The organism is Idiomarina sp. (assembly GCF_048260185.1).
Taxonomy (GTDB): domain Bacteria; phylum Pseudomonadota; class Gammaproteobacteria; order Enterobacterales; family Alteromonadaceae; genus Idiomarina.
In genome coordinates this window covers 971,931-997,254 of sequence record NZ_JBLXHB010000001.1, presented here as the reverse complement: position 1 = coordinate 997,254, position 25,324 = coordinate 971,931, and the positions used below count along the sequence as shown (strand labels likewise).

Here is a 25,324-nt window from a genome sequence, read left to right as displayed (position 1 = left end):
TAATAGTAGCCCGAGGTTTATAAAACCTCGGGTTATTTTTTTGTATGAATGGTGAGTTTTAAGACGAATCACCTTATAATGTGACGTTGTTTATTCAGGTTAAATAAGGAAAGCCTTATTATGTTAGAGCGGATTCGGGAAGGCTCGCAGAGTTATACTGCTAAGGCCATTCTTGTGTTAATCATTCTAACTTTTGCATTAGCGGGTGTTGGTGGTTATATCACTAGTGACACAGAAGATGCTGTCGCAAAAGTTAATGGAGAAGAAATTCCTCGTAGTGACTACGATCGTGCTTATGAGAATGAGCGTAGCCGCTTGCAAGAGCAGTTTGGTGATATGTTTTCTGCTATTACTTCCGATCCAGATTATATGCGTAATTTACGTAGCGGAGTATTAGAGCAACTCATCGAACAAGAGCTTTTAGTGCAATACGCCGAAGATAACGGAATGAGAGTGGGGCCTGAGCAGGTAAAAGCTGCAATCCGCGATATCTCTCAATTTCGTACGGCTGGACAATTTGATAACGATGTTTATCTGATGGCGTTACGTAATGCCGGCTACAGCCCTGAAGCTTTTGCTAAGGTTATGCAGCAAGATATGACACGAAACCAATTGCTACGCGGGCTGTCTGCAACTGAGTTCGTACTGGAGCCTGAAGCTATAGCCTTTATGCGTTTACAGAGTCAATCTCGTTCAGGGGGCTTTCTGGTTGCTCGCAATGAGAAATTCGAAGAACAGGTAGAGATTGCAGATCAGGATATTGAAAACTTCTATCAGCAAAATCAAGATATGTTCCGGACTCAGGAAAAGCTTAGCGTTGCTTATGTGGAGCTTTCGTTAGCTGCTGTTGAGTCTGAAGTCGAAATTTCAGATGAAGAAGTACGTCAGTACTATGATGAACGTCAGCAACAATATTCAACGGAAGAAGAGCGCCATGTGTCTCATATTCTGATTGAGTTTGATACGGATAACGCCAAAGAGAAAGCTGAAGAAGCGCTCGCTGAACTTGAACAAGGTGCGGACTTCCCGGAAGTAGCGCAGACTTATTCAGATGACACGTTCTCGGCAGAGCAGGGCGGCGATCTTGACTGGATAGAAGCCGGTATGATGGATGAAGACTTTGATGCCGCTGCTTTTGAATTGGAGAATGTTGGCGACTTATCCGGTATTGTGGAAACCAGTTTTGGTTACCACATTATTAAGCTGACTGATTTACGCGAAGGCTCAGTCACACCATTTAGCGAAGTGGAAGACGAAGTGCGTCAGCAACTGTTGACCGAAAAAGCGGAAGACCGCTATTTCGAAAAACAACAAAAACTAGCGGAAATTAGTTTTGAACAACCTGACACTTTAGAACCTGCCGCAGAAGAAATTGGTGCTACTGTACGCCGCTCCGATTTATTTACTCGTGAGCGAGCGCCTACTTCATTAAGTGATGATGTGATTCTCAATAACTTATTTTCGGAAGAGTTAATTAAAGAGAAACTGAATAGTGACATCATTGAGACGCCGGATGACCGCTCTCTTGTTGTGCGCGTAACGGACCATCAACCAGAACGTGTAAAGGATCAGGACGAAGTTCGTGAACAAATCGTTTCACAATTGCGCGTAGAAAAAGCGCAGCAACTGGCACTCGAGCAGGCAGAAGAATGGATGCAGGCATGGGAAAACGGCGATGACGTCAGTGACGACATTGTCTGGGTTGACAGCGTAAAGCGGAATAGCGGCGAATATCCGCGAGCCATAATACAAGAGTTGTTTTCGATGTCTCCTTCAGCCAGCGACGAGAGTGTTTTTAATACGGTTGCCTTGCCAAATGGCGATGCTGCTGTGGTCGCGTTGACCGACGTTTCTCCGGGAAATGCTGACGACAACCAGCTTGATGAGTTAAAGAGTCAGATGCAGAATCGTCAGGCTCAGGTTATGTTACAAGCGTTCATCAATAACTTAAAAACGGACGCAGATATTCAACGTTTATCAACTCGGTAAAGGTTAATATCGAAGAAAAAGGCTCAGACCGTAAAAAGTCTGAGCTTTTTTATTGCTATTGCGGAAAGTTTTATCAACCATTGCCATATAAATTAGGCAGCACGTTTTTGGTTGTTGTTTTATTTTTCCTACTCTCTATAGAGGCTTTAACCTCTTTATAAAGCACTTTACCATCCTGCCATGGGGTGGTAGCTCCCGGATGGTAGAGACTTTGCTGCAAGCTTGAGCAGGCAGCTTCTATCGAAAGGTATTGGGACAGCTCTGTTAAGCTATTAAACGAACGCTTAAAATATCGGGTTGCCCACTCTAATAGAGAGTCTTTTGCTTCTTGCGCATTATTGTTACGGCAGGCAAGCTGAAATTCTCTCCAGAACTTGTCTTTATTGAGGTTACGCGGTGTTTCTTCCGGTTTACGCGACGATACTCTATTCTGAGAGATTGTGCCTTTATGCCAAAGAAGGTAAGCGTTTAGTATGAGCGAAATAACCAATGCAAGGGCAAGTAAGCTTATTACCCAGGTATTCCATTCAGCTGACTGGGTTTTCACCTCAGTTGAAGCCTGCTTCTCATCCTTTTCTGGTTGCTTTTCAGCAGCAGGAGCTTCGGCATTATCATTTGGCGACGGAATAGACTGCATGCCGTCACCCATTGCGACAGAAAAGTTAAGCTCTTTGGTTTTAGCCGATGCAGGTGAGCCTGTTTTAGTATTAAACCAGGGGATGCTTAGCGCCGGAATTTTTAACGGTCCAGGCTGATTAGGAACTATTGCAAAGCTTATTGTTTTTTGCGAAATAATAACGCCGTTACGGCTAAACTGATCCGTCTCGTCGCCATCCGGATAAACTCTTACCGTATCGGGAAATTCGGGTTGAATGTCCGGTAATTGCTCTGGTTTCACACCAACCGCGGTCAGCATATAAGAAACCGTAAAGGGTTCGCCTACGGTGTAACTGTCTTGTTCAGGAGAAACAGACTGAGAAACACTGACAAGCTCGCTGGGTAACCAATGGCCTTGCCAATTATCCGGAACGGCCTGAACCTCAACCTCTATAGTTTCAGCAATGGTGCTGACAGGCTGCGTATTGGAAAAAGATGAAAAGATAGAACGCTGGCCCTGAGTGAAAACTTCACCATCGAACCGGGCTCCTGTAATACTTAAAGAACCGGACTTGCTTGGCGTTATTTGATAAATACGCTGATAAACCTTGTAGCGCCTGCCATTCACCATTTCAGTGCTTTCTTCATCGCTGCCTATTTGCTGAATGTCGGCATTCTCTGCTTCAGGCGGTATTAAGTTTCCCTTGTTCAAGTCGGCAGCAAGAAATAACTTCGCAACATAGGTAATAGGTTGCTGTAAATAGACTTGCTGACTGTCGACCCGAGCTTCAAGGAAAGCGACTTTCTGTTCGTTATCCTGGTTGTTGCCTGGCTCCAGAACTTGCAGTGAAATAGGAGCCGATGAAACCCCACTTATACTAATTTCGGGAATTTTATATTCCCCGGCGGACTGAGGAATAAGTACGGTTGTAAAGCGCGTCTGTTTGCTTAGTTTTCCGTTAATCATTGACGTCTGGCGGCTAACCGAAGTTCTGCCCACAACAAAATCTTTTAGTAGTTTAGATGGCGAAAAGCTGTCGTTAGCCACATCGTCGTCAACGGTTACCGTTAAAACAAAGGACTCGTTGGCCGTAACCGGATTGCGATCGACCGTTGCGGTAACTTCAGAGACATCAGCGTGAGCAAGCTGACTCACGAGCAAAAAACTTATCAATAAGATAATGTGTCGCCATACTCTTACCATTTTTTATCTTCTCCCTGGGGTTCTGAGGCTCTTCGCTGACGCCGTTTCTGGCTCTCCAGAAGCATTTTATTACGTAGCAGTATACTCGGGTCATCAGGCACCCGGTTCATCCATTGTTCCAATTGCTGGGCTTTTTCAGGATCAATATCGCCCTCGCGCACTTGCTGTTGAAGTTGCTCGTTGGATTCTTCTGCGCTTTCGGTGTCTTGATCCTTGCTCTGTTGCTCTTGCATTTCCTCCTGAGATGACTCCTGCTCCTTTTCTTTTTGCTCCGGATCAGACTCTCCATCCTGCTGGCCCTGCTCATCAGGGTTAGGAGGACCATCATTACTGTTGGATTGATTACTTTGCTGCTCTTCGCTGTCACCACTTTGCTCAGAATTTTTATCCGATTCGTTATTATCGGAATCTGACTCATCTGAGGATTCGTCCGAGTCGCCGGAGTCTTCGGACTCCTGCTGTTGTTGTAATTGCTCGACAAGCTGCTTGTTTTCGGCTGCCCGTGACCAGTCAGGCCGTTGTTCTAACGCCTTGTCGTAAGCTTCTATTGCTGCATCGTATTGCTGCTGCTGAGCCAGAGCATTACCTAAATTGTATTGCGCTTCTGCTGAATCGTCCTGAGAGAAAGCCTCGGCGGCAGCTTCATAGTCACCATCGCGGTAGAGCGCTGAACCCTGGCGAAAAGGCGTCTCACTAAGGTTAGCAGCCTGTTGATATTCTTCTTCCTGATATAAACGCTGTGCGCGTTGCTCCTGATTCAGCAGTTGTTTCTGCCAGACGGACTCCTGTTGAGCATGAACACTTGGAGTGAAGCCGATTAAAGGCAATAACATAGAGACTAACACTGGGCTTAGCAGACTGCCCCGACGCCAGCTAAATAACATAATAGGTAAGATAAAGAGTGCAACGTAAGGGCCCATATCACGCCATGCGTCTCCTTGTTGCTGTTCATCACCGTCTTTACCTTCACGCGTCAATGGCGCCTGGTTTATCAGTTTATCAATATCACTGTTGTCCGCGGTTACTGATGAGAAGGCTCCACCCGTAATAGAAGCCAGATCAGATAATCGCGAAGGATAAGTTTTGGCAATAATGACCTGATTGTCGTCTTTTAATAAACGGCCAGAGCTATCGCGGATTGCGGCACCTTCTTCAGTACCAACCGCCAGAATAGAAACCCGATGCTCAATAGAGCGCAAATAACTACTGAGCTGGTTGAGTTCGCTACTACTGATGCCATCGGTAAGCCAGTATATATCGCCTTGCGGGTAGCCCGCATTCTTTAATAACTCGTCAGCCAGTTCCAGAGCTAACTGAGGTTCACTGCCTTGCGCCGGCATAATGTCGGGTGAGAGTGAGGGAATGAGGTTCATTAAATTACGGTTATCGGCAGTCAGCGGACTGATGATAAAAGCATCGTCGGCGTAAGCGATAAGACCTGTGTCACCATCAAGTCCTGCCCGGACTAAATCAATGGCTTTGTATCTCATTCGGGTTAAGCGATTGGGTGAAATGTCATCGGCTAAAACCGATGGCGACATGTCCATAATCACAACCTGTCCCGATTCAAGCTGGTAAACCGGTTGTGGCAGTCGTTCCCAGGTAGGCCCGCTAAGAGCCAGTGTTGCCAGAACTGAAATTAACAGAAAACGGTGGGCAGGCCAGAGAGACGGTTGTGACCCTGACTTAACCAATACTTTTGACAGGTGGCCGGGTAGCCATTGATGCCATCCTGCCTGATGTTTCTGACTGTAGAGTAAACGCCAGTACAGCAGTACGACCGGAATTAAAGCCAACAACCACCAGGGACGCAATAAATGAAATTCGTTCATGAACGTCTCCCCCATGGGCGATAGTGCAACAAGGCTAGCGCGATAAACAGAAGAAAACTGATTGCTAATGGCCAGTAAAATAAACTGACTCGGGGCCTTAGTTGCTGAGGGTCACCGGCAATAGGCTCCAGCTTGTCCAGGCGTTGATAAATTTCTTCGAGCTCACTGGTACTGCGGGCACGGAAATATTTACCACCAGTTTGTTTAGCGATACTTTGCATTAACGGTACGTCCAGATCACGGCTTGGATTAACTCGCCGTTGCCCGAAAAAGCTATCAACTACTACTTCTTCAGCACCTACCGCGATAGGGTAAATCGTCACATCGTAAGCCTGAGCCAGCTCAAGAGCCTGCTCCGGAGTTAAATTCCCCGCTGTGTTTTGACCGTCGGTTAGTAATACCAGTACCCGGTTCGATTCTTCGTCGTCACGAAAGCGCTTCACCGACAAAGCAATAGCGTCTCCTATTGCGGTGCGTTCACCCACTAAGCCGAGTACAGATTCATTGAGCATTTGTTTTACAGTATTGCGGTCGTAAGTCATGGGAGTCTGTAAATAGGCCGTGTCTGCAAATAGAATCAGTCCGAGCCTGTCACCTTCGCGGCGTTCAATAAAGTCGCTCAAAACGTGCTTAACCATGGTTAGACGGTTCACTGAGCGGCCTTCCAATTGCATATCTGCAATTTCCATACTGCCGGATAAGTCTACAGCCAGCATAATTTCTCTTCCTTCGGCTCGAATTGCGAGCGGCTCGCCCAACCATTGAGGCTTAGCCACCGCAGCGACCAGCATGATCCAGCATAAACTCATCAGCGGTAACAATAACCAGCGTTTACCAGAGCTCTGACTGCCGCTAACTAAGCCGTAAGTACTGGGAAGGCGTATAGCCGAGCTACTTTTTCGTACGGCCGGAAACCATTTCCAGATAATGGCGGGTAAGGGGAGTAGGCAAAACATCCACGGCCAGGCAAATTCAAACATCTTCGGCTCCGGGTTGCTTGCTCAAATCTTTACTCAGCCACAGGCGAGCGAGTTCGTAGTAATGTCGATTAAAATTATTATCAGCAATACCATAAAAGTTTTTATTGGCCTCGTTAAGCAGGGGTTCATAAGCTGTCTTTTCCTTGCCTGACAGAGGAATGAGCAAGAAGCTTATCCATTGACGACTGTGTTTTTCCGCAACGACCTTTCTGGGATAATACGCCAGCGCCGTGCGTTTCAATAATATAGTAAGCTCTTCGATGCTCATATTTCTGTCTTGCTGCAACTGCCTGATAGCCGCTTTGCGCACGCGTGACTGCTGTCGACGCCGAACTAACCAGAAAATAAGTAAAGCGATGCCAGCCAGTAGTACAACGGCAATAGCAATTGCCGGCCATGACGGCGGCCACCAACTCGCTGCCCCTGGCTCGACAATATCATTAAGCTTATCTAATGACGGTTGCTGCATTATTTTACCTCTGCCCATTGCTGTTCCAATGGTAAAGCACTGGATATAGGTGTTAAAGACAACTTCCGCTTCCTGAACTCTTGCTGAATACTGCTCCAACGAAGCTCAGCGGCGTTTTGGTATGTTTTTCTTTGTTGCTGATCAGCGAGATTTATACTGACTTGTTGCTGACCATCGGTAATTGCCAGCGGATGAGACGAGTACCCCTGAGGCAACTCATGCTCCATAGGGTCGTAAAGCCCAAAACAACGAACCGAATTATGCTGGGATAGCACGCGCAAACCATCCAGAAAGCGTTCGCCTGCGTTATAGAAATCACTGATAACATGAATGCTGCTGCCGGGCTTAACCAGTTGTCGTATGCGTTTTAAGTTATCATCCAGCGTGTTTTGTTGCTGTTTTTGCTTGTCTTGCCAACGCTTCAGGCTGTCTTTATGAACTTCCAGAAGTGCATGACATAAACGTAAAACGCCTTTTTGTCTGGCTATAGGTTTTAACTCCTGATGTTGCCAACCGTTGCCAATGAGCCCACCAATACGGTCGCCTTTGTGTTGTGCCTGCCAGGCCAGGGCTGCGGCTAAGTGACAAGCCTGCACAGATTTAAATACAAACTGGCTACCAAATAATTGGGTTAAAGAAAGGTCCACCCAGATAAATACCGGGCGCTCTTTTTCTTCACGATAGAGCTTGGTATGAGCTTTACCGGTTCGCGCGGTTACCCGCCAGTCAATGGAGCGGATATCATCACCGGGCTGGTAATGCCGTACTTCATCAAACTCCATTCCGCGCCCCCGGCTCTTACTTAGCAGGGGGCCGGTCTGGCTTGAGCGCGGCAGACTTTTATGGTGGCGTGCAAACGCATTAATTTTACTGCGATAATAAAGAAGTTCCTGAATACCGGGACTGACTCCATCGCAGTGCAACTGCTTAAGCCATTGTTCAACTTCAGCTTTTAACATTATGGTGCCGGTACAAGTTTCAGTATTGTATCAAGAACCTGATCGTGTGATACGCCATCGGCTTCCGCCTGATAACTCAAAATAATACGGTGGCGTAAAGCGTTATGGAACACGCTGATAACATCGTCAGGTGTGACGAAATCGCGACCGTCGAGCCAGGCTTTAGCGCGGGCGCAGCGCTCCAACGCTATAGTGGCGCGAGGGCTGGCGCCGTAACCTATCCATTGTGCTAGGTTCTGGTCGTAGCGCTGCGGCTGACGTGTCGCGATAATCAACTGAACCAGATAGTTTTCGACTGCATCATCTAAATACAACTGCAGGACTTCGTGGCGCGCGTCGAATAACTGCTTTTGCGTTAATGGCGTAGGCATATCAAGATCACCTGACAGGGCTTCTCCCCGGGTTAGGCGCAGAATTTGCTGTTCGGTCTCGGCATCCGGATAGTCGAGTTTTAAATGCAATAAAAAACGGTCGAGCTGGGCTTCAGGTAACGGGTAAGTTCCTTCCTGCTCCAGCGGGTTCTGTGTTGCTAACACCATAAAAAGATCAGAAAGTGGGTAGCTGCGTTGACCGACAGTTATTTGTCGCTCTGCCATAGCTTCCAGTAATGCTGACTGAACTTTTGCCGGGGCTCGGTTAATTTCATCGGCCAGAATTAAATTATGGAACAAAGGGCCTTGTTGAAACTCAAACTGTCCAGTTTCGGGACGAAAAATGTCGGTACCGGTTAAATCGGCGGGCAATAAGTCGGGAGTGAACTGCACCCGATGGAAGTCGCCTTCAATACCTTTTGCTAAAGCTTGTACTGCACGGGTTTTAGCCAGGCCGGGAGGGCCCTCTACCAGCAGGTGGCCGTCAGCCAATACGGCAATTAAAAGGTTTTGAGTGAAGTCCGGCTGTCCAAGCACTTGCCGATTCAGGTAATTTTGTAGCTTTTGAAACGCTGTCGCGGTCATGTTTACTCCAGGCTGTCGTTATCAGCGAAAACTGACTATGCTGTCAGTACTGCATAGCAATGACAGCAACAATGCTGTCTTTGTTCCGAAATTTCAATCTATACAGCATACTTTACCGAAAACGGTGGTTTTAATCTGCTCTATTACGGGCTAGAATTTGTAACATAATTTGTGGTCAGACCAGTATTGGTTTTTGAATTGAGGATTTATTATGACAGCAGCACAACGCTTGCTAACCGTAAATGGCGAAAGAATTGCCTTTGTGGCGGGTATAAGAACACCATTTGCGAAACAAGCAACGGACTTTCACGGCATACCCGCAGTCGACTTAGGTAAAATGGTTGTTCAGGAATTAGTGAATAAAACCGGTATTGACGGTGACTGGGTTGAGCAACTGGTGTTTGGTCAGGTTGTGCAAATGCCGGAAGCGCCTAACATTGCCCGTGAAATAGTATTGGGAACCAGTTTGCCTGTTGGTACTGATGCTTACAGTGTGTCCCGCGCGTGTGCTACAAGCTTTCAGTCGGCGGTTAATATTGCCGAAGCTATGGTGGCTGGCCATATTCGTGGCGGCATAGCTGGTGGTGCGGATTCATCTTCGGTATTACCTATTGGTGTCAGTAAACGTCTGGCGCGTGCTCTAGTCGATTTAAATAAAGCAAAAACCTTAGGGCAACGGTTTTCTATATTGAAGCGCTTGGGTTTTAAAGACTTACTGCCTGTACCACCGGCCGTGGCAGAATACAGTACCGGACTAAGCATGGGACAAACGGCGGAACAAATGGCGAAAACGCATAACATTAGCCGTGAAGACCAGGACGAGCTAACGGTAAGATCGCACCAAAAGGCTCATGCTGCATGGGAAGCTGGTTGGTTAAGTGATGAAGTGATGACGGCTTACCCTGAGCCTTATAAACAGCATTTGAGCCGCGACAACAATATTCGCGGTGACAGCCAGATAGAAAAACTGGCGAAATTAAAGCCGGTATTCGATCGCAAGCATGGTTCAGTGACTGCGGCGAACAGCACGCCTTTAACTGACGGAGCTTCTGCTGTCATGATGATGACCGAAAGCCGCGCGAAAGAACTCGGGTTGCCGGTATTAGGTTACTTACGCAGTTATGCCTTTGCTGCCCTACAGGTGGAAGAAGACATGCTGATGGGACCTTCCTATTCGACTCCGGTGGCTTTAGACCGCGCGGGTATGAGCTTAAACGATTTAGACCTTATTGATATGCACGAGGCTTTTGCAGCGCAAACATTGGCGAATATGAAGATGTTTGCCAGTGATAAGTTTGCGCAAGAGAAGCTGGGTCGTGATAAAGCCATTGGCGAAATCGATATGGATAAATTTAACGTGCTGGGCGGCTCCATTGCTTATGGTCATCCATTTGCCGCAACCGGTACCAGAATGATCACACAGACTTTGAATGAATTGCGCCGTCGCGGTGGTGGTGTCGGTTTAACAACCGCTTGTGCTGCCGGTGGCCTGGGTGCAGCAATGATTGTGGAGACAGAATAATGAGTCAGGATAAAGCATTCACTATGGAAGTTAGGGACGACGGCGTCGCTGTAATTACGATTGATGTCCCTGGTGAGTCGATGAATACCTTAAAAGACTCATTTGCCGAAGAAGTTGGCAGTTTGATGAATCGCTTAGAAAGCGATGATTCAGTCAAAGGTGTGGTTTTTATTAGTGGTAAGCCAGGCTCCTTTATTGCCGGTGCTGATATCAACATGATAGACGGTTGTGAAAATGCCGTGGATGCAGAAAGTCTGGCGCGAAAAGGGCAGGCTATGTTTGATCGCATCGAGCAGTTAAATGTGCCTGTGGTTGCGGCTATTAACGGAGCTTGCCTGGGTGGTGGACTGGAACTGGCCATGGCTTGTCATGTAAGAGTTTGTACCGACAACAGCAAGACAGCTCTGGGCTTACCTGAAGTGAAATTAGGCTTGTTACCGGGCAGTGGTGGTACGCAACGTCTGCCTGAACTGGTTGGTGTTCAGCAAGGACTGACGATGATCCTGACCGGTAAAGAACTGCGTGCTAAACAGGCTTTGAAAGCAGGACTTGTCACCGAGGTTGTTCCCCAAAGCATATTGTTGGATGTTGCCGTTGAGCACGCGTTAAAACGTAAGCCAAAATCAACTAAGCCGCCACTTAAGGGCATTAGTAAAGTGCTGGAGGCGACCAAGTTTGGCCGTGACATTATCTTTAAAAAGGCCAGTGAGCAGGCGCAGAAGAAAGCTCAGGGCAATTACCCGGCAATTGATAAAATCATTCAGACGGTGCGTGAAGGTGTTGAACGTGGCCGCGAAGCTGGCCTGGATAAGGAAGCCCGTAGCTTTGGTGAGTTGGCAATGACGCCAGAGTCTTATCAGCTGCGCCAGATTTTCTTTGCCACCACAGAAATGAAAAAAGAAACCGGCGCCGATGGTGTTAAACCTGATTTGGTCAAACGGGTTGGCGTTTTAGGTGGTGGATTGATGGGCGGCGGTATTGCCTATGTTACGGCGGCTAAAGCAGGTATTCCTGCACGTATCAAGGACATCGCTGAAGACGGAATTCGACATGCATTACATTACAGTTACGAGCGTCTAGATAAAAAAGTGAAGCGTCGGCATATGCGCCGGGCCGAGCTTGAAAAGACCATGCTAATGCTGAGCGGTTCGCTTGATTACAGTGGATTTGAGCGTACCGATGTGGTTATTGAAGCGGTATTTGAAGACCTTAACCTGAAGCAAAAAATGGTTGCTGATGTGGAGGAGCACGCAGACGAGTCGACCATTTTTGCAACTAATACGAGCTCACTGCCTATTACTCAAATAGCGGCTAAAGCCAAGCGCCCGGAACAGGTTATTGGGCTCCACTATTTTTCTCCGGTCGATAAAATGCCGTTGGCGGAAATTATTACCCATCCGGGTACTTCCGATAAGACAATAGCCACAACGGTTTCTCTGGCCAAGAAGCAGGGTAAAACTCCGATAGTGGTGAAAGATGGTGCCGGATTCTATGTAAACCGAATTCTTGCGCCCTACATGAACGAAGCTGCGCGCTTACTGTTAGCCGGAGAGCCTATTGAGCATATCGATAAAACCTTAGTGAAATTTGGTTTCCCGGTGGGGCCAATTACTTTACTGGATGAGGTTGGTATCGATGTTGCGGCAAAAGTGGCTCCGGTCTTGGTGAAAGAGCTGGGTGATCGTTTTGAAGCGCCTGAAGCTTTTGAGAAGCTGATTGACGACGACCGTAAAGGTAAGAAAAACCAAAAAGGCTTTTATCAATACGGCAAGAGTGTAAAGGGTAAGCCGGTAGACACTTCAGTGTATTCTTTGCTGGATATTGATCCGAACGAGAGCAAGTCTGCGGACGAAATTATTGATATTTGTTTATTGCCCATGCTGAATGAAGCTGCTTACTGTTTGCAGGAAGAGATTATTCGCAGTCCTCGCGACGGTGATATTGGTGCAATTTTCGGTATCGGTTTCCCACCTTTCCTTGGCGGGCCATTCCGTTATATGGACAGCCAGGGGCTTGAAACGATAGTGAATAAGCTAGAGAAGCTGGCAGCAGAACGTGGCGAACGATACACGCCTGCGCCTTTGTTGAAGCAAATGCTGGAAAATGGTTGGAATTTTTATCAATAGCCTTTATTAGTAACGTTAAACCTGAGCAGCTACTTCGTTGTGCTGCTCAATAAACTCAATTAACGCATCAGCCGGCATTGGTTTTGCAAAATAGAAGCCTTGAATGTATTCGCATTTGAGGCTTTTTAACGTCTGTAACTGAGCTTTAGTTTCAACCCCTTCCGCAACAACCTTCAGGCCAAGGTTATGTGCCATTGCAATAATTGACGCGACCATATTACGGTCTTTGTCGTTGATGGTTATGTCATCAACAAAGGCTTTATCAATTTTCAGGCTGTTCATAGGAAAACGCTTAAGGTACGACAGCGAAGAGTAACCTGTACCAAAATCATCCAGAGCCAGTTTTACACCCATATCAGATAGGTTTTCCATCATAGTAATGGCGCGTTCAGGGTCGCTCATGACCATGCCTTCGGTTATCTCAAACTCAACATGGCGAGGATGCAACCCCTCTTCACGTAAAATTTGCTCAATTTGCAAGGCCAGACTGGATTGCATAAACTGCCGGGCAGACAAATTCACAGCAATGCTCTTCGGTGAGCCCTGACAAGCCATAAAGCGTTTCATATCACGGCATGCTAGCCGCAAAACTTCTTCGCCTAGTGGAATAATAAGCCCGGTTTCTTCGGCCAGAGGAATGAAGTCAGCCGGATTAATCATTGAGCCGTCTTCACTCTCAATGCGGGCCAGCGCCTCAAGTCCGGCAATATGGCCGGAGTTTATTTCTATTTTCGGCTGATAGTAAACGCGAATATTATGAGACTTTAATGCTGCTCTTAATTCATTTTCCAGCTTAAGTCGTTTGACCGCGTTCTCGTTCATTGACTGGCTGAAAAACTGATAGCAGTTTCCGCCACGCTGCTTGGCATGATACATAGCCATATCGGCTTTCTGTAAAAGCTCCTGCGACGTCTGGCCGTCGTGAGGGTAAAGTACAATGCCAATGGAACTGCCAATGACAATTTCCTGTTGCTCAATAAAGTATGGCTCTGCCACTTTTAGGTTAATTTGGTTGGCCAAATCGCCAATTAGGTTTATGTCCACGCTGTCTTCAATGAGCAAACCAAACTCGTCTCCACCCAACCGATAAAGAGTATCCTGCCGACGGCCAATATCCATAAGTCGCTCGGCAACCTGGCATAAAAGCTGGTCACCAATCTCATGACCTAAGGAGTCGTTAATTTTCTTAAAATCGTCTAAATCAAAGAGCAATAAAGTATGTGAGACTTTTTTCCTAACCAGATTTGAATGACTGACCTGAAAGTAAGAACGATTCGGCAGGCCGGTTAAAGTGTCGGTGTTCGACAAGCGGCGAAGCTCGTTTTCTGTGTGACGCCTTTCGGTGATATCCGAGAAACTGGCAACGATGAGTGACACCTCACCGTTATCATCCCGAACCGCATCAAGGGTTAATTCCATCAGGAACTCTTCACCGTTGGCTTTAACATCGGTGATTTCACCCCGCCAGGTTCCCTCTTTTATGACCGCTCTTTTTATTTGATTCACGAAGCTCTCGGGATAACATTCAAGCGTCAATAACTGACCTAAAACCTGTTCACGACTGAAGCCGCTAATTCGCTCAAACGCATTATTGACTTCGCGTTTTCGGAAAAACCGGTCGAAGATGCAAATTCCATCAGATATATTTGTAATCGAAGAAGCCAGCATCGTAATTCGCTCTTCAGAGCTTATCAGACTGCTTATGTCACTTAGGGTACCGAACATAGTTCGGTGTTCATCGTTAGTTTGAAGTTTTCCTCTATCTAATACCCACAGCCAGTTGCCCTGATTGTCCAGTCGATAGCTGCATTCGAACAACTCAGACTCACCACTTAGGTGGTCTGCAAGGCTTTTTTGCAGTCGTTTTAAGTCTTCCGGGTGTACGTTCGACTTTCCGCCAGAAAGGCCAAGTCGTTTCCCGTCAATAGGGAAAGCGGGGCAGTTCTCCCAGATATTCTGTCGTATCAGTTCGCCTGAATCGAGATCCCATTCCCAGCATTGGTAACGGCTGGAAAGTACGCCTTGAGCCTGCCGGTGGTACTGTTTAAGATCGCGGCGCATTTTGGTTTGCCGCTGGCGCAGATAAAGCCAATACGATAACAAGACCAGAGCACAGATGAGTGTGCCGCCGATCCAGGCAAAAGGTGTTTTCCAAAAAGGAATTGCCACGTCAAGCTGAGCCACTGCCGATGGCGACCAGAGGTCATCATGATAAGAGACCTGAACCTCCAATTCATGCGATCCGGGTGGCAACGACGATAGTTGTAGCGATGCCCCGCTTTTTTCCAGAGTTTGCCAGCTACTTTCAGCGTGATTCAATTTGTAACGGTAGTGTAACTCTGTCGGAGCGGCTGCGAACGGAACCGTAAAGCCAGCTATAAATGTAGCGTTGCTGACTTTTTCTAAGTCAATATGGGGTGGTTTGTCTAACAGTTCATTATCGACAGAAATTGTTTTCTTCTGAGAGACTTGTCCAAATGCGTCTATTTCGATGGCTTCGGTTTTTGTATGCAACCAAAGCGAATGGTCAAATGCCGTTAAATCTAAATTATCGGGCGCTGCCGACAATTCTGACGTTACCAGGGAATTCCAGCTTCTATTACCAATGTTGTACTGATATAGCGCTCCGGAGTTATTAACAAGATAAAGCTGATTAGCGAATAAACGCATTTTATTTATTTCAAACTGGGCGTCCGGGTAGTGATTAAGTTCGGAGATTTCTTCATTGACGGTATCGTAAAATAATAACCCTAAGTCTGTCGCTAACCACCAGTTACCATTGCTATCTTCTATAGCTGCTGATACCTGTTGCATCAGTTGCGGAATGTTTATGCTGGCTGAACTTTGCTGCGTATTGGAACCGGAAACCAGAGCCGCCGGAGCAAAAGGCGTGTCTATTTGGTAAATGCCCTGATTATCCGGTACGAAAAAAACATCTCCCCGGCTAATCTGCAAAGCCGAGACCGCGGGTGCGTTATGTAGCTGGATAAGCTTCCCATTTTGGAGTTCATAAAGACCATTAGCGGTGCTGAGTAAAATTGCGGAACGGTCTTGAGTTAATGCTATATCATTAACTTTATTTAGGTTGCTAAGGTACTCAGGAAGTGCTTTTAAGCGTAAATCTTTGTCCAGAAGAGTCAGCCCTTTCTCTGTTGCAAGCCAGAGCTTATCTTGATAGTGAACGGCAGCGTATAGCTGCTTGCCTGGTATTGTGTCTGTAATCGGGTTTTGTTTATTAACCGCAAAAACTTCACTGGAAAAACCATCCCAGACAAATACTCCCTGATTTTCAGTACTTAACCAGTTCCATTTTTTTCCATGATAAATATAGTTGATTTGCTGAATCGGGGTGCCGTTATAGCTTAGGTTTAAGGGTTCAAAAACTTCTGTTCCGGGAGTGTGGCGGTAAATGACTCGGTCTGTACCAACCAGTAACCGACCTTTTGCGTCTGCTGAAATGTGTTTTATACGAGTTTGACCGCCGGACTCACGCCCTGATAACTCAAAGGTTTTAAGCTTGTGCTCTGAGGAAAACTGCAGTTGCGTCAGACCGTTTCGGGTTCCGAGCCATAGTGCACCCGATGTATCAAAAAACAGTTGTTCGATATTATCAGAAAGCAAATGCTTTTTTGCTTCAGGGACAGCTAAAATATTTTTGAATTCGTTGCCATCAAATCGGGTTAAGCCACTGGCTGTCGCAACCCATAAGAAACCTTCGGAACCCTGAGCTATAACATTTACATGATTGCTGGGTAAGCCATCATTGAAAGTCCATTGATGTACTGAGTTTTGTGTGGAGGAGTATTGCGCGTAAACATGAAAGCTAAAGCTTCCAGATAACAAAACACATAGAAAAAGAGCAGAGCATAATGTTCTGATAGGCAATGTAAAATTCACGACAAACCTATTGAATGGCTATTTTAGCAGCTCTTTATTGTTAATATATCGTTAAGATAACGAGAGAGGTACTGACTGTCAAAGACTATTCTACTCGGTCAGAGTTTAGGTTTGAAGCCTTAGAGCTTGCGATTTATCACCTAAACGCAGTTTTATTCGCTCCAGCCAGTCAGTGAGTTGGCAATGTTCCAGGGCACTGAGGAGTTCTTGCTGGCGATTGAACCCTGTATCGGCGAGTTGAATAGCGCCCCAAAGTCTTTGACTGCGAACCCTTAAGTTACGATCAACTGTCTTAATTTGCTGTTTAAGTACCGACTTAGCGTGGTGCCATTCTTTTAGTGTCAACTCCTCAAGCTCGGCCAGTTGCACTTTAATCACGTCTTGTATTGCTTGATAAAGTTTATCAGCATCAAACTCGTGTGACTGTAAAAAGAATAAGATTCCGGGCAGCCGCTGTACCGGAAAATATTGGCTACCGGCGGCATAACCCAGTTGTTGTTCGGTTCGTAAAGCCTGGAATATTGGTTGATGAATTAACTGCTGCAAGAGCATAAAACTGATTTGCTCGGTTGAAGTATCATCTTCGCCCTGAAAATAAAGTAAAACAGCGGTATCTGAGTGTTCAGCAGGAACAATTAACTGCTGCGAACAAAAATCGCGGACGCGCTTAACCGGAAGCCTTTTGTTGGGGACGCTTCGTTGGTCAGGGAGGTTATTTTTAATAAGCTCTCCCAGCTCCAGAGCATCGCCTTTTTGCCAGTCACCGTGAGCTAATGCAGTAACATGCACTGGGGAGAAAAGCTTCGCTACTTCTATTGTAAACTGACGGAAAGAGACCTTATCCAGTTCACAGGCTAAATCGCTAAGCCGAAATAAACCGGATTGCAGCTGTTGGTTCAGTTCAGCAAAAAGCTTGTTAAGAGGCTGACTCTGATGAGCTGAGTGCCAGTTACTTAGCAAACTTTGTTTTAGATCCTGCCAGCGGCGTCTTGCAAAACGAGTTTTTAAAGCTCGCCGGATAAGATGTTGCATCAACGGAATTTGCCCGGCAGAAAGCCCGGTTGTATGTATTGTAATACCGTTTTGAGTTGGATAAATATTAAAGTGCAAGCCAGCGACTTCGGCGTCATACAAGTCGTCATTTAATGCATCTATCATAAGCTCAGACCATAATCTGGCGATAGCGAAGTGAGCGGCTGAATTGGTTACCGCAGGCAACTTTAAGGATAAGTAAATATGCCCTTTGGGTACCCGGAAGTCACGATCCTGCAGGTGCCATAACTGTAACTGTGCACTGTCTTCTAATCGTGTTGGCAGAGAGCCTCCAGCCTCCAGAGGCAAAGGTTTAAACCGGGAATTAAGAAAACGGTTGGGCTTAGGTAGCTGACAGTTGAAGTCATCAGGTGTTGATAAAAATAACTGAAACTGCTTTTTGCTAATAGGGCTTAAACCATACTCTGTATGATAAATCGGCGCGACTTCAGTCGTACGGACATCAGGAGCAATTAATGTGATGCGCGCATTATGAGCGGTCATCTGTTGCAGGGTTTTAGCTGCATAGGAATGATTTAACCCATCCATACGATAATCACCGTAGAGAGTGTCTTCCGGTTTATAGTGAAAAGCGTTTACAGAGAGTTGATTAGCCAATTCTCCGACCGGAGTAGGCTCTTGATACAGAAAACTCATTTCTGTGGTAATACGGCGCTCTTTGTAGCGCCAGTCTTCGATCCCGTCCGCTTCTATTTTTCGTATATAGGCAAAAACCCACTGAACAACCTGTTCAACTCTGTGGCGACCAGACTCAGTAAGCTGGATATTAATATTAAAATCTTTGAAGTTACTACCACTAATGCCACCGCCCGCTGAAAGTGAGTTGACCCAACCCTTTGAACGCAACGAACTGAATAAACTTCCCGGACCTTCGTAACCCAATAAATGCGCAATAAAGCTGGTGGTTTTATGCGGGTAGTCTGCGTCGATACTCGGTAACGGTAATGTCAAAATAAGACGGTAAGCTGCTTTGATGGGCTTAACTTTTATCCATACTCCTTTTTGTTCCTGGCGGTAAAGAGGAGCATTAATAGACGTTTTGCCCGTGCGTTGTTGTTTAATATCCGCAAAGTAGCTGTGGGCTAATTGTTCGAGTTCAGTAATAGACTGCGGACCGGCAATGACCAGCCGCATTCTTTGCGCTACGTAATGCTCGTTAAAAAAACGCTGCAATTTGCTTTTTAAGGTACCGTGCTCATCGTGTCTGAGTGTATTAAGGTTGCCCACAGAAAATTGACTGAAAGGGTGTTTTGGGTTAGCCGTAACCTTGTGAACCTGATATAAGCGTCGGAGTTCATCATTTTGTTTCAGGCGAAATTCCGACTCTATAGAACTTATTTCTTTTTCGATCCAACTCTCCGACAGCAACGGTTTTTTTAGCATAGCGGAAAAAAATTCCAGCGCCTGTGGCAGTGCATTAGCATTGCAGTCAAAGTGATAGTTAGTAAATTCCGTGCCGGTCCAGGCGTTATGCTGGCCACCTTGCAAATTTAAGAAGTGCCCGAAAGCGGAGGGATCAGGAAACGTCTGGCTTCCTAAAAATAACATGTGCTCTAAAAAATGAGCCAACCCCTGGGTATGTTCAGGATCATCGAAATGGCCGGCATTTACCGCGACAGAGGCCGCGGCTTTCTGGCTATCAGGGCAGTGAACCAACAACACCTTAAGTTGGTTCTCTAATGTCAGGTGCTGATAGTCTCGTTTGTCTCCAGAACTTCGGACAACACGGACGACCTCATCGTTAAGTGAAGAGTTCGCCATAATTCTCCTTGATGTAGATTTCGAGGCGAGTTACTGGTCCAGTGCCTGATTAAAGTCTTCTGGTTTATCAAAGTCGCCTTTAAAATCCTGCAAACGCTTGTCATTGAAGGTAAGTACCAGCTCTTTACGGTAATCTTCACCTGAATTGGGATCCATTTTATAAAGGTATACCCAGCGGTCAGAGTCAAAGCTGTTCTGCGCAACAGGGGTTCCCAGCACAAAGACAACTTGCTCTTCAGTCATTCCCACCCGCAACTTGTCGACATCTTCCTGTTCAAGGTAATTTCCTTGTGGGATATCAATACGATATACCATTTCATCGAGAAGAGAACAGCCATTTAAGGTTATAACGGCAACTAGAAAAACTCCAAATCTTGACATGAAATACCTATTAAAATTAATCTCAATTGATTGTATTGGCGTCGATGATAAACAATGACTTACCCGAACGCCAGTATAGAACGAATTTAACTGGCGAGTAATTCTCTCGCGTTAGCTTTCGCCATGTCGGTGACCTTGTCGCCGCCCAATAAGCGTGCCAGCTCGACAACTCTTTGTTCTTTCGATAACGCAACCACTGCGGTTTCAGTTTCGGCTCCATCCGTTGACTTGCTCACTTGCAATTGTTGATGAGCTTTAGCCGCGACTTGTGGTAAGTGGGTAACACAAATAACCTGAGAGGTTTTCCCCAAAGCCTGAAGCATAGAACCCACTATTGATGCCGTAGGGCCACTGACGCCAACATCAACTTCATCAAACATCATGGTAGGAACCGTTTTCTGTGTTGCGGTCATCACCTGTATGGCAAGGCTAATTCGCGAAAGTTCACCCCCGGAAGCGACTTTATTCAGCGCCTGTATGGGTTGTCCCGGGTTGGTTGTGACCAGAAATTCGACCTCATCGGTACCCAGTCGGGTAGCCCGGGCGCTGGCATCATGTTCAACCTGAATAACAAAACGACCATGGGGCATATTCAACTCTTGCATCGAGCTGCTTATTTTTTGACTTAATTCCGCAGCTGCCTGCTCCCGGCTAGCGGAAAGCTTAAGGGCACTCTCACGGTAGATTTTTCGGGCCTGCTGCCGGTCTTCGTCAAGCTTCTCGGCTTGTTCACCGGCTTGCTCTAGATTATCAAGCTCATCTATTAGCTTTTTGTGTTGCTGGCTCAGTTCCGAGCCGGGTATCTGGTGCTTCTTCGCTAGATGAATAGCGGCGCTTAAGCGGTCTTCTATAATCTGGAGTTCGCCCGGGTCGAGCTCTAAATCGTCCTGATACTGGCGTAATTCAAGTGCCGCTTCTTCAATGTGTACTTTCGCCTGTTGCAGTAACTGGTTAATAGGAGAAAGCGCGGTATCCATCTCTTCAGCTTCAGCTAAGCGTTGGCTGGCTGACTGAACCAGGCTGGACGCGTTATTGTGCTCCCCTTCGTAAAGAGCATTTAAAGCAAACACACCGGCTTCGAGTAAAACCTTGCTGTTACTTAAGCGTTTGTGTTTTTGCTCCAGCTCGTCGAATTCGCCATCAGCTAGCGCGAACTCATTCAGCTCATTAACCTGGTATTCAAGTAATTGACGCTGGGCTTCCAGCTCTTCTTTTTGTTGCTGATAGCTTTGGTATTGTTTTTCAACTGAAGCCCAGTTTTTATAGTCTTGCTGGACTTTGTCTAATAAGTGCTGATGGCGGGCGTAGCTATCGAGTAGCGTTAATTGATGCTCCTCTTTTAACAATAATTGGTGTTCGTGCTGACCATGAATGTTAACTAACAGAGGTGCAAGGGATTTTTGCTGACTGACAGGAACCGGTGTCCCGTTAATCCATGCTTTGGAGCGTCCGTCGCGCTGAATAACCCGGCGTAAAACGCAGTCATCATCAGCATCAAACTCATTTTCAGTTAACCATTGATGGGCGGGGCTGGCATCTTCCAAAGCGAAAACAGCTGTAATTTCCGCTTTTTCCTGGCCCGGACGAACCCAGTTAGCATCGGCCCGACTACCCAGGCAAAGGCTCAAGGCATCCAGAGCTATAGATTTACCGGCGCCGGTTTCACCGGTGATAGCGGTCATGCCGTTGTGAAATTCAATGTCTAAAGATTTAACGACTGCAAAGTTGCGAATAGTTAATTGGGATAACATAATCTTCGCTCCAATACTGTTGATATATACAGGTTATACAGTGTTTATACAGTAGCTGCGTCGAAATGCAAGTATCCCTTTTAAAAAAGTCGACTACCCCAGCCCAGTTTATTGCGTAATACGTGGTAGTAGTTGTGGTCAATCGGATGAATCATACGTAAGGCTTTCGGGTATTTTTTTATAATGACATCGTCGCCGGGGTGAACTGTCATCCTGACATGCCCATCGCAACTGATTTGCAGCAAGTCATTGTCAAAAGCGGCCTTTAATCTGACTTCACTGTTACCGTCGACGACAATTGGGCGACTGCTTAAAGTATGGGGAAACATAGTCACCAGAGTCATTGCGTCCAGACCGGGATGCAAAATAGGGCCGCCGCCTGATAATGAATAGGCGGTAGAGCCGGTTGGTGTGGCGCAAATTAAACCATCAGAGCGTTGACTAAAAACAAAATGGTCGTTTACATAGAGTTCAAACTCTATCATATGCGCGACTTTGTCTGAGTGCAGAACAATTTCATTAATTGCTCTGCCGGTACCTGATGAGCTGCCTTTGTTAATGACTTCAGCTGAGAGCAGGAAACGTTCCTCTACGTGGTAGTCTCCATTGAGCACAGACAACAAAGGCGTCATAACTTCGTCAGGGTCTAAGTCGGTTAAAAAGCCCAAATTGCCGCGATTGACGCCGATAACACCGATATCATATTCACATAAGGCGCGGGCAGCACCCAGCATGTTGCCATCACCACCGACGACAATAGCAATTTCGGCCCATTCACCTAAGTCTGGCAGGCTCAGCGTCTCAACCTCTTCCGGCAGGTTTAATTGCTCCGCCGTACGTGCCTCCAGACACAGCGCAAAACCACGATGAATTAAAGCCGTGGTAATTGTTTCTAAAGTTAACTGGGTACCGCGGTCGTCGGCTTTGCCGAGTAACCCAATCTTTGTAAAAGCGCTCATTAACGGGATCCTTATGCGTTCGTGTGCTTACGCTACGATGAGCAAGAAAATTTATCAAGTAAGAGAAATCCCCTTGAAAGAAAAAAACTTGCCCCCATTAATCCTGCAACCTTAATTTTAAACTGGTTAAAGAGAGTCACTTATGACCGATAAAAACGATTCGAAACAGAAAAATGAAGCGGCTGATGAGCCGACTGTAGAGCAGCAAAAAGCTGAACAGGAAGCAGCACAGGCAGCTGAAGAGGCGTTGCAACAAGATGTAGCAGCTGATGAAGCAGAAACTGCGGGACAGTCATCGGATCAAACGGATCGCATTGCTGAACTGGAATTGGCTTTAAGTAAAGCAGAAGCGAAAGTGAATGATCAACGCGACTCGGTACTACGCACTCAGGCTGAAATGGAAAACGTGCGTCGTCGGGCCAGTCAGGATGTTGAAAAAGCACATAAGTTTGCGCTGGAGAAGTTTGCTAATGAAATACTGACTTCGGTAGATAACCTGGAACGTGCTTTACAGCTGGCTGATAAAGAAGATGAAGCGAACAAAAACTTTGTAGAAGGGATTGAGCTTACCTATAAAAGCTTAACCTCAACGCTGGAAAAGTTTGGCGTAAAAGCAATTGGTGCTGAAGGCGAAGCCTTTAATCCGGATCAACACCAGGCCATGTCGATGCAGGAATCTGATGAACATCCGAACAATACGATTATGGCGGTAATGCAAAAAGGCTACGAGCTGAATGGACGCCTGTTGCGTCCGGCAATGGTAATGGTTGCGCGTAATTCGAACTCTGGTGTCGACACAAAAGCGTAACAAAATCGAAAATTATCCCTGTGTTGGGTATTGAAATTCGAACATAGGCACCCCAGATAAGGGGTAACGAAACAAATTACATGAATCAGAAGTTGGAGACGAATCATGGGTAAAACGATTGGTATAGATTTAGGTACAACAAACTCTTGCGTTGCTGTACTGGATGGTGGCAAAGCTCGCGTTATTGAAAACGGCGAAGGCGACCGTACAACTCCGTCAGTAGTTGCATTTACTGACGATGGCGAAATTTTGGTAGGTTCACCGGCAAAACGCCAGGCAGTAACCAACCCAAACAAAACACTGTTTGCTATTAAGCGCCTTATTGGCCGTCGCTTTCAGGACGAAGAAGTACAGCGTGATATAGGCATCATGCCTTATAAAATTGTTAAGGCTGACAATGGTGACGCATGGGTAGAAATTGATGGTGACAAAAAAGCGCCACCACAAATTTCTGCTGAAGTCCTGAAAAAGATGAAAAAGACAGCGGAAGAATTTCTGGGCGAGAAAGTAACGGATGCGGTAATTACTGTACCGGCATACTTTAACGATGCTCAGCGTCAGGCAACAAAAGACGCCGGTAAAATCGCGGGTCTTAACGTCAAACGTATTATTAACGAGCCGACAGCAGCTGCCTTAGCATACGGTATGGACAAGAAGTCCGGCGACAATGTGATTGCTGTGTATGACTTAGGTGGTGGTACGTTCGATATCTCAATTATTGAAATTGATGAAGTTGAAGGCGAACACACCTTCGAAGTACTGGCGACTAATGGTGATACGCACTTAGGTGGTGAGGACTTTGATAACCGCTTGATTAACTACTTAGTTGAGCAGTTTGAAAAAGATCAGGGCATTGATCTGCGTAAAGATCCGCTGGCTATGCAGCGCTTAAAAGAAGCTGCCGAGAAAGCAAAAATTGAACTGTCATCTGCGCAGCAGACCGAAGTGAACCTGCCTTACATTACGGCAGACAACACAGGTCCTAAGCACATGGCCATTAAAGTGACCCGTGCGAAACTGGAGTCGCTGGTTGAAGACTTGATTAAGAAGTCACTTGAGCCACTGAAACAGGCGCTAGCGGATGCTGATCTGTCTGTCAGTGACATTCAGGACATCATCATGGTGGGTGGTCAGACTCGTATGCCGAAAGTACAGGCTGCTGTAACTGACTTCTTTGGTAAAGAACCACGCCGCGATGTTAACCCTGATGAAGCGGTTGCCGTTGGTGCTGCGGTTCAGGCCGGTGTACTGCAAGGTGACGTTAAAGACGTACTGCTGCTGGACGTATGCCCGCTGTCGCTGGGTATTGAAACCATGGGCGGGGTTATGACGAAACTGATTGAGAAGAACACAACGATTCCTACTAAAGAGTCGCAAACCTTCTCAACGGCTGAAGATAACCAGTCTGCGGTGACTATCCATGTATTGCAGGGCGAGCGTAAACGTTCAGCAGACAACAAGTCGCTGGGTCAGTTTAACCTCGAAGGTATTCGTGCAGCGGCACGCGGTGTACCGCAAATTGAAGTCACTTTCGACATTGACGCGGACGGTATTCTGCACGTATCGGCTAAAGATAAAGATACCGGCAAAGAGCAGAAGATAACCATTAAGGCGTCTTCTGGTCTGGATGAATCCGAAGTCGATAAGATGGTTAAAGATGCAGAAGCGCACGCTGAAGAAGATAAGAAGTTTGAAGAAATGGTGCAGGCACGTAACCAAGCTGACGGTTTGGTTCACGCAACTCGTAATCAACTGAAAGAAGTTGGCGATGCCTTGTCTCAGGAAGACAAAGACGCCATTGAGAAAGCTTGTGAAGAGTTAGAGCAGGCTGCTAAAGATGGCGACAAAGAAGCCATTGATGCGAAATCTCAGGCGTTAATGGAAGCATCACAGAAACTGATGGAAGCGGCTCAGCAGCAACAGGCACAGCAAGGTGCTGAAAGTGCAGCTGGCGGTGAACAACAGTCTTCCAAAGCGGATGATGATGTTGTTGATGCTGAATTTGAAGAAGTCAAAGACGACGATAAGAAGTAAGCATCAAGGCAACTTCGCAAAAGCACACGGGTGTTGCCGAAAGGTA

Annotated in this window: 16 protein-coding genes; 5 read left to right on the top strand and 11 right to left on the bottom strand. The window is 46.5% G+C overall.

What is annotated here, in order from left to right:
- The first annotated feature begins 120 nt into the window (after nucleotides 1-120).
- Nucleotides 121-1,989: a SurA N-terminal domain-containing protein gene (locus ACN0RF_RS04900; RefSeq protein ID WP_417438231.1), complete on the top strand. Its 1,869-nt coding sequence runs from the start codon at nucleotides 121-123 to the stop codon at nucleotides 1,987-1,989.
- Nucleotides 1,990-2,062: 73 nt separating this feature from the next.
- On the opposite strand, the gene ACN0RF_RS04895 is transcribed toward ACN0RF_RS04900, so the two are convergent.
- From ACN0RF_RS04895 to ACN0RF_RS04870, 6 genes are read right to left on the bottom strand one after another with little or no spacing between them, the layout of a single operon-like run.
- Complete coding sequence (locus ACN0RF_RS04895; RefSeq protein ID WP_417438230.1) at nucleotides 2,063-3,790, bottom strand: BatD family protein; 1,728 nt, start codon at nucleotides 3,788-3,790, stop codon at nucleotides 2,063-2,065.
- On the bottom strand, nucleotides 3,784-5,622 hold the full coding sequence (locus ACN0RF_RS04890) for a VWA domain-containing protein (protein WP_417438229.1): 1,839 nt from the start codon (nucleotides 5,620-5,622) through the stop codon (nucleotides 3,784-3,786). The genes ACN0RF_RS04895 and ACN0RF_RS04890 overlap by 7 nt, the downstream gene beginning before the upstream one ends.
- Nucleotides 5,619-6,602 carry a vWA domain-containing protein gene (locus tag ACN0RF_RS04885; protein ID WP_417438228.1) on the bottom strand — a complete coding sequence of 328 codons (984 nt, stop codon included), beginning with the start codon at nucleotides 6,600-6,602 and terminating at the stop codon, nucleotides 5,619-5,621. The genes ACN0RF_RS04890 and ACN0RF_RS04885 overlap by 4 nt, the downstream gene beginning before the upstream one ends.
- Nucleotides 6,595-7,071: a DUF4381 domain-containing protein gene (locus ACN0RF_RS04880; RefSeq protein ID WP_417438227.1), complete on the bottom strand. Its 477-nt coding sequence runs from the start codon at nucleotides 7,069-7,071 to the stop codon at nucleotides 6,595-6,597. Before ACN0RF_RS04880 ends, ACN0RF_RS04885 begins: the two co-directional genes overlap by 8 nt.
- Nucleotides 7,071-8,030: a DUF58 domain-containing protein gene (locus tag ACN0RF_RS04875; protein ID WP_114981556.1), complete on the bottom strand. Its 960-nt coding sequence runs from the start codon at nucleotides 8,028-8,030 to the stop codon at nucleotides 7,071-7,073. The genes ACN0RF_RS04880 and ACN0RF_RS04875 overlap by 1 nt, the downstream gene beginning before the upstream one ends.
- Nucleotides 8,030-8,986 (bottom strand): AAA family ATPase, encoded by a 957-nt coding sequence (locus ACN0RF_RS04870; RefSeq protein ID WP_034820087.1) that lies wholly within the window; start codon nucleotides 8,984-8,986, stop codon nucleotides 8,030-8,032. The genes ACN0RF_RS04875 and ACN0RF_RS04870 overlap by 1 nt, the downstream gene beginning before the upstream one ends.
- A gap of 211 nt (nucleotides 8,987-9,197) precedes the next feature.
- Between ACN0RF_RS04870 and fadI the strand changes: the two genes are divergently transcribed.
- Together fadI and fadJ are read left to right on the top strand one after the other, a co-directional pair.
- The gene (fadI, locus tag ACN0RF_RS04865; protein WP_034820090.1) at nucleotides 9,198-10,508 is read left to right on the top strand and encodes an acetyl-CoA C-acyltransferase FadI; all 1,311 of its coding nucleotides are present in this window, start codon (nucleotides 9,198-9,200) and stop codon (nucleotides 10,506-10,508) included.
- Nucleotides 10,508-12,634 (top strand): fatty acid oxidation complex subunit alpha FadJ, encoded by a 2,127-nt coding sequence (fadJ, locus tag ACN0RF_RS04860; RefSeq protein WP_110012632.1) that lies wholly within the window; start codon nucleotides 10,508-10,510, stop codon nucleotides 12,632-12,634. The genes fadI and fadJ overlap by 1 nt, the downstream gene beginning before the upstream one ends.
- 15 nt (nucleotides 12,635-12,649) lie before the next feature.
- On the opposite strand, the gene ACN0RF_RS04855 is transcribed toward fadJ, so the two are convergent.
- The 5 genes from ACN0RF_RS04855 to nadK form a co-directional block, all read right to left on the bottom strand.
- On the bottom strand, nucleotides 12,650-16,531 hold the full coding sequence (locus tag ACN0RF_RS04855) for an EAL domain-containing protein (RefSeq protein WP_417438226.1): 3,882 nt from the start codon (nucleotides 16,529-16,531) through the stop codon (nucleotides 12,650-12,652).
- 105 nt (nucleotides 16,532-16,636) lie between these two features.
- Complete coding sequence (locus tag ACN0RF_RS04850; RefSeq protein WP_417438225.1) at nucleotides 16,637-19,345, bottom strand: insulinase family protein; 2,709 nt, start codon at nucleotides 19,343-19,345, stop codon at nucleotides 16,637-16,639.
- A 30-nt stretch (nucleotides 19,346-19,375) separates the two neighbouring features.
- On the bottom strand, nucleotides 19,376-19,726 hold the full coding sequence (locus ACN0RF_RS04845; RefSeq protein ID WP_034820100.1) for an outer membrane protein assembly factor BamE: 351 nt from the start codon (nucleotides 19,724-19,726) through the stop codon (nucleotides 19,376-19,378).
- 86 nt (nucleotides 19,727-19,812) lie between these two features.
- Entirely contained in the window at nucleotides 19,813-21,477 is a 1,665-nt protein-coding gene (gene recN / locus ACN0RF_RS04840) for a DNA repair protein RecN (RefSeq protein WP_153848977.1), read from the bottom strand.
- A gap of 80 nt (nucleotides 21,478-21,557) precedes the next feature.
- Nucleotides 21,558-22,436, bottom strand: coding sequence for an NAD(+) kinase (gene nadK, locus ACN0RF_RS04835; RefSeq protein ID WP_034820105.1), 879 nt, complete (start codon nucleotides 22,434-22,436; stop codon nucleotides 21,558-21,560).
- Between the two features lie 142 nt (nucleotides 22,437-22,578).
- Here nadK and grpE point away from each other — a divergent pair, with 142 nt between their 5' ends.
- The gene (grpE, locus tag ACN0RF_RS04830; protein ID WP_110012627.1) at nucleotides 22,579-23,244 is read left to right on the top strand and encodes a nucleotide exchange factor GrpE; all 666 of its coding nucleotides are present in this window, start codon (nucleotides 22,579-22,581) and stop codon (nucleotides 23,242-23,244) included.
- A gap of 105 nt (nucleotides 23,245-23,349) precedes the next feature.
- Nucleotides 23,350-25,278 (top strand): molecular chaperone DnaK, encoded by a 1,929-nt coding sequence (gene dnaK / locus ACN0RF_RS04825; protein WP_034820110.1) that lies wholly within the window; start codon nucleotides 23,350-23,352, stop codon nucleotides 25,276-25,278.
- Nucleotides 25,279-25,324: the final 46 nt, after the last annotated feature.

Coding starts and splice junctions, on each gene's coding strand:
- ACN0RF_RS04885 (WP_417438228.1), bottom strand. CDS start 6,602: ATGTTTGAATTTGCCTGGCCGTGGATGTTTTGCCTACTCCCCTTACCC.
- grpE (WP_110012627.1), top strand. CDS start 22,579: ATGACCGATAAAAACGATTCGAAACAGAAAAATGAAGCGGCTGATGAG.
- fadI (WP_034820090.1), top strand. CDS start 9,198: ATGACAGCAGCACAACGCTTGCTAACCGTAAATGGCGAAAGAATTGCC.
- fadJ (WP_110012632.1), top strand. CDS start 10,508: ATGAGTCAGGATAAAGCATTCACTATGGAAGTTAGGGACGACGGCGTC.
- recN (WP_153848977.1), bottom strand. CDS start 21,477: ATGTTATCCCAATTAACTATTCGCAACTTTGCAGTCGTTAAATCTTTA.
- ACN0RF_RS04880 (WP_417438227.1), bottom strand. CDS start 7,071: ATGCAGCAACCGTCATTAGATAAGCTTAATGATATTGTCGAGCCAGGG.
- ACN0RF_RS04870 (WP_034820087.1), bottom strand. CDS start 8,986: ATGACCGCGACAGCGTTTCAAAAGCTACAAAATTACCTGAATCGGCAA.
- ACN0RF_RS04845 (WP_034820100.1), bottom strand. CDS start 19,726: ATGTCAAGATTTGGAGTTTTTCTAGTTGCCGTTATAACCTTAAATGGC.
- ACN0RF_RS04895 (WP_417438230.1), bottom strand. CDS start 3,790: ATGGTAAGAGTATGGCGACACATTATCTTATTGATAAGTTTTTTGCTC.
- ACN0RF_RS04850 (WP_417438225.1), bottom strand. CDS start 19,345: ATGGCGAACTCTTCACTTAACGATGAGGTCGTCCGTGTTGTCCGAAGT.
- ACN0RF_RS04875 (WP_114981556.1), bottom strand. CDS start 8,030: ATGTTAAAAGCTGAAGTTGAACAATGGCTTAAGCAGTTGCACTGCGAT.
- nadK (WP_034820105.1), bottom strand. CDS start 22,436: ATGAGCGCTTTTACAAAGATTGGGTTACTCGGCAAAGCCGACGACCGC.
- ACN0RF_RS04890 (WP_417438229.1), bottom strand. CDS start 5,622: ATGAACGAATTTCATTTATTGCGTCCCTGGTGGTTGTTGGCTTTAATT.
- ACN0RF_RS04900 (WP_417438231.1), top strand. CDS start 121: ATGTTAGAGCGGATTCGGGAAGGCTCGCAGAGTTATACTGCTAAGGCC.
- dnaK (WP_034820110.1), top strand. CDS start 23,350: ATGGGTAAAACGATTGGTATAGATTTAGGTACAACAAACTCTTGCGTT.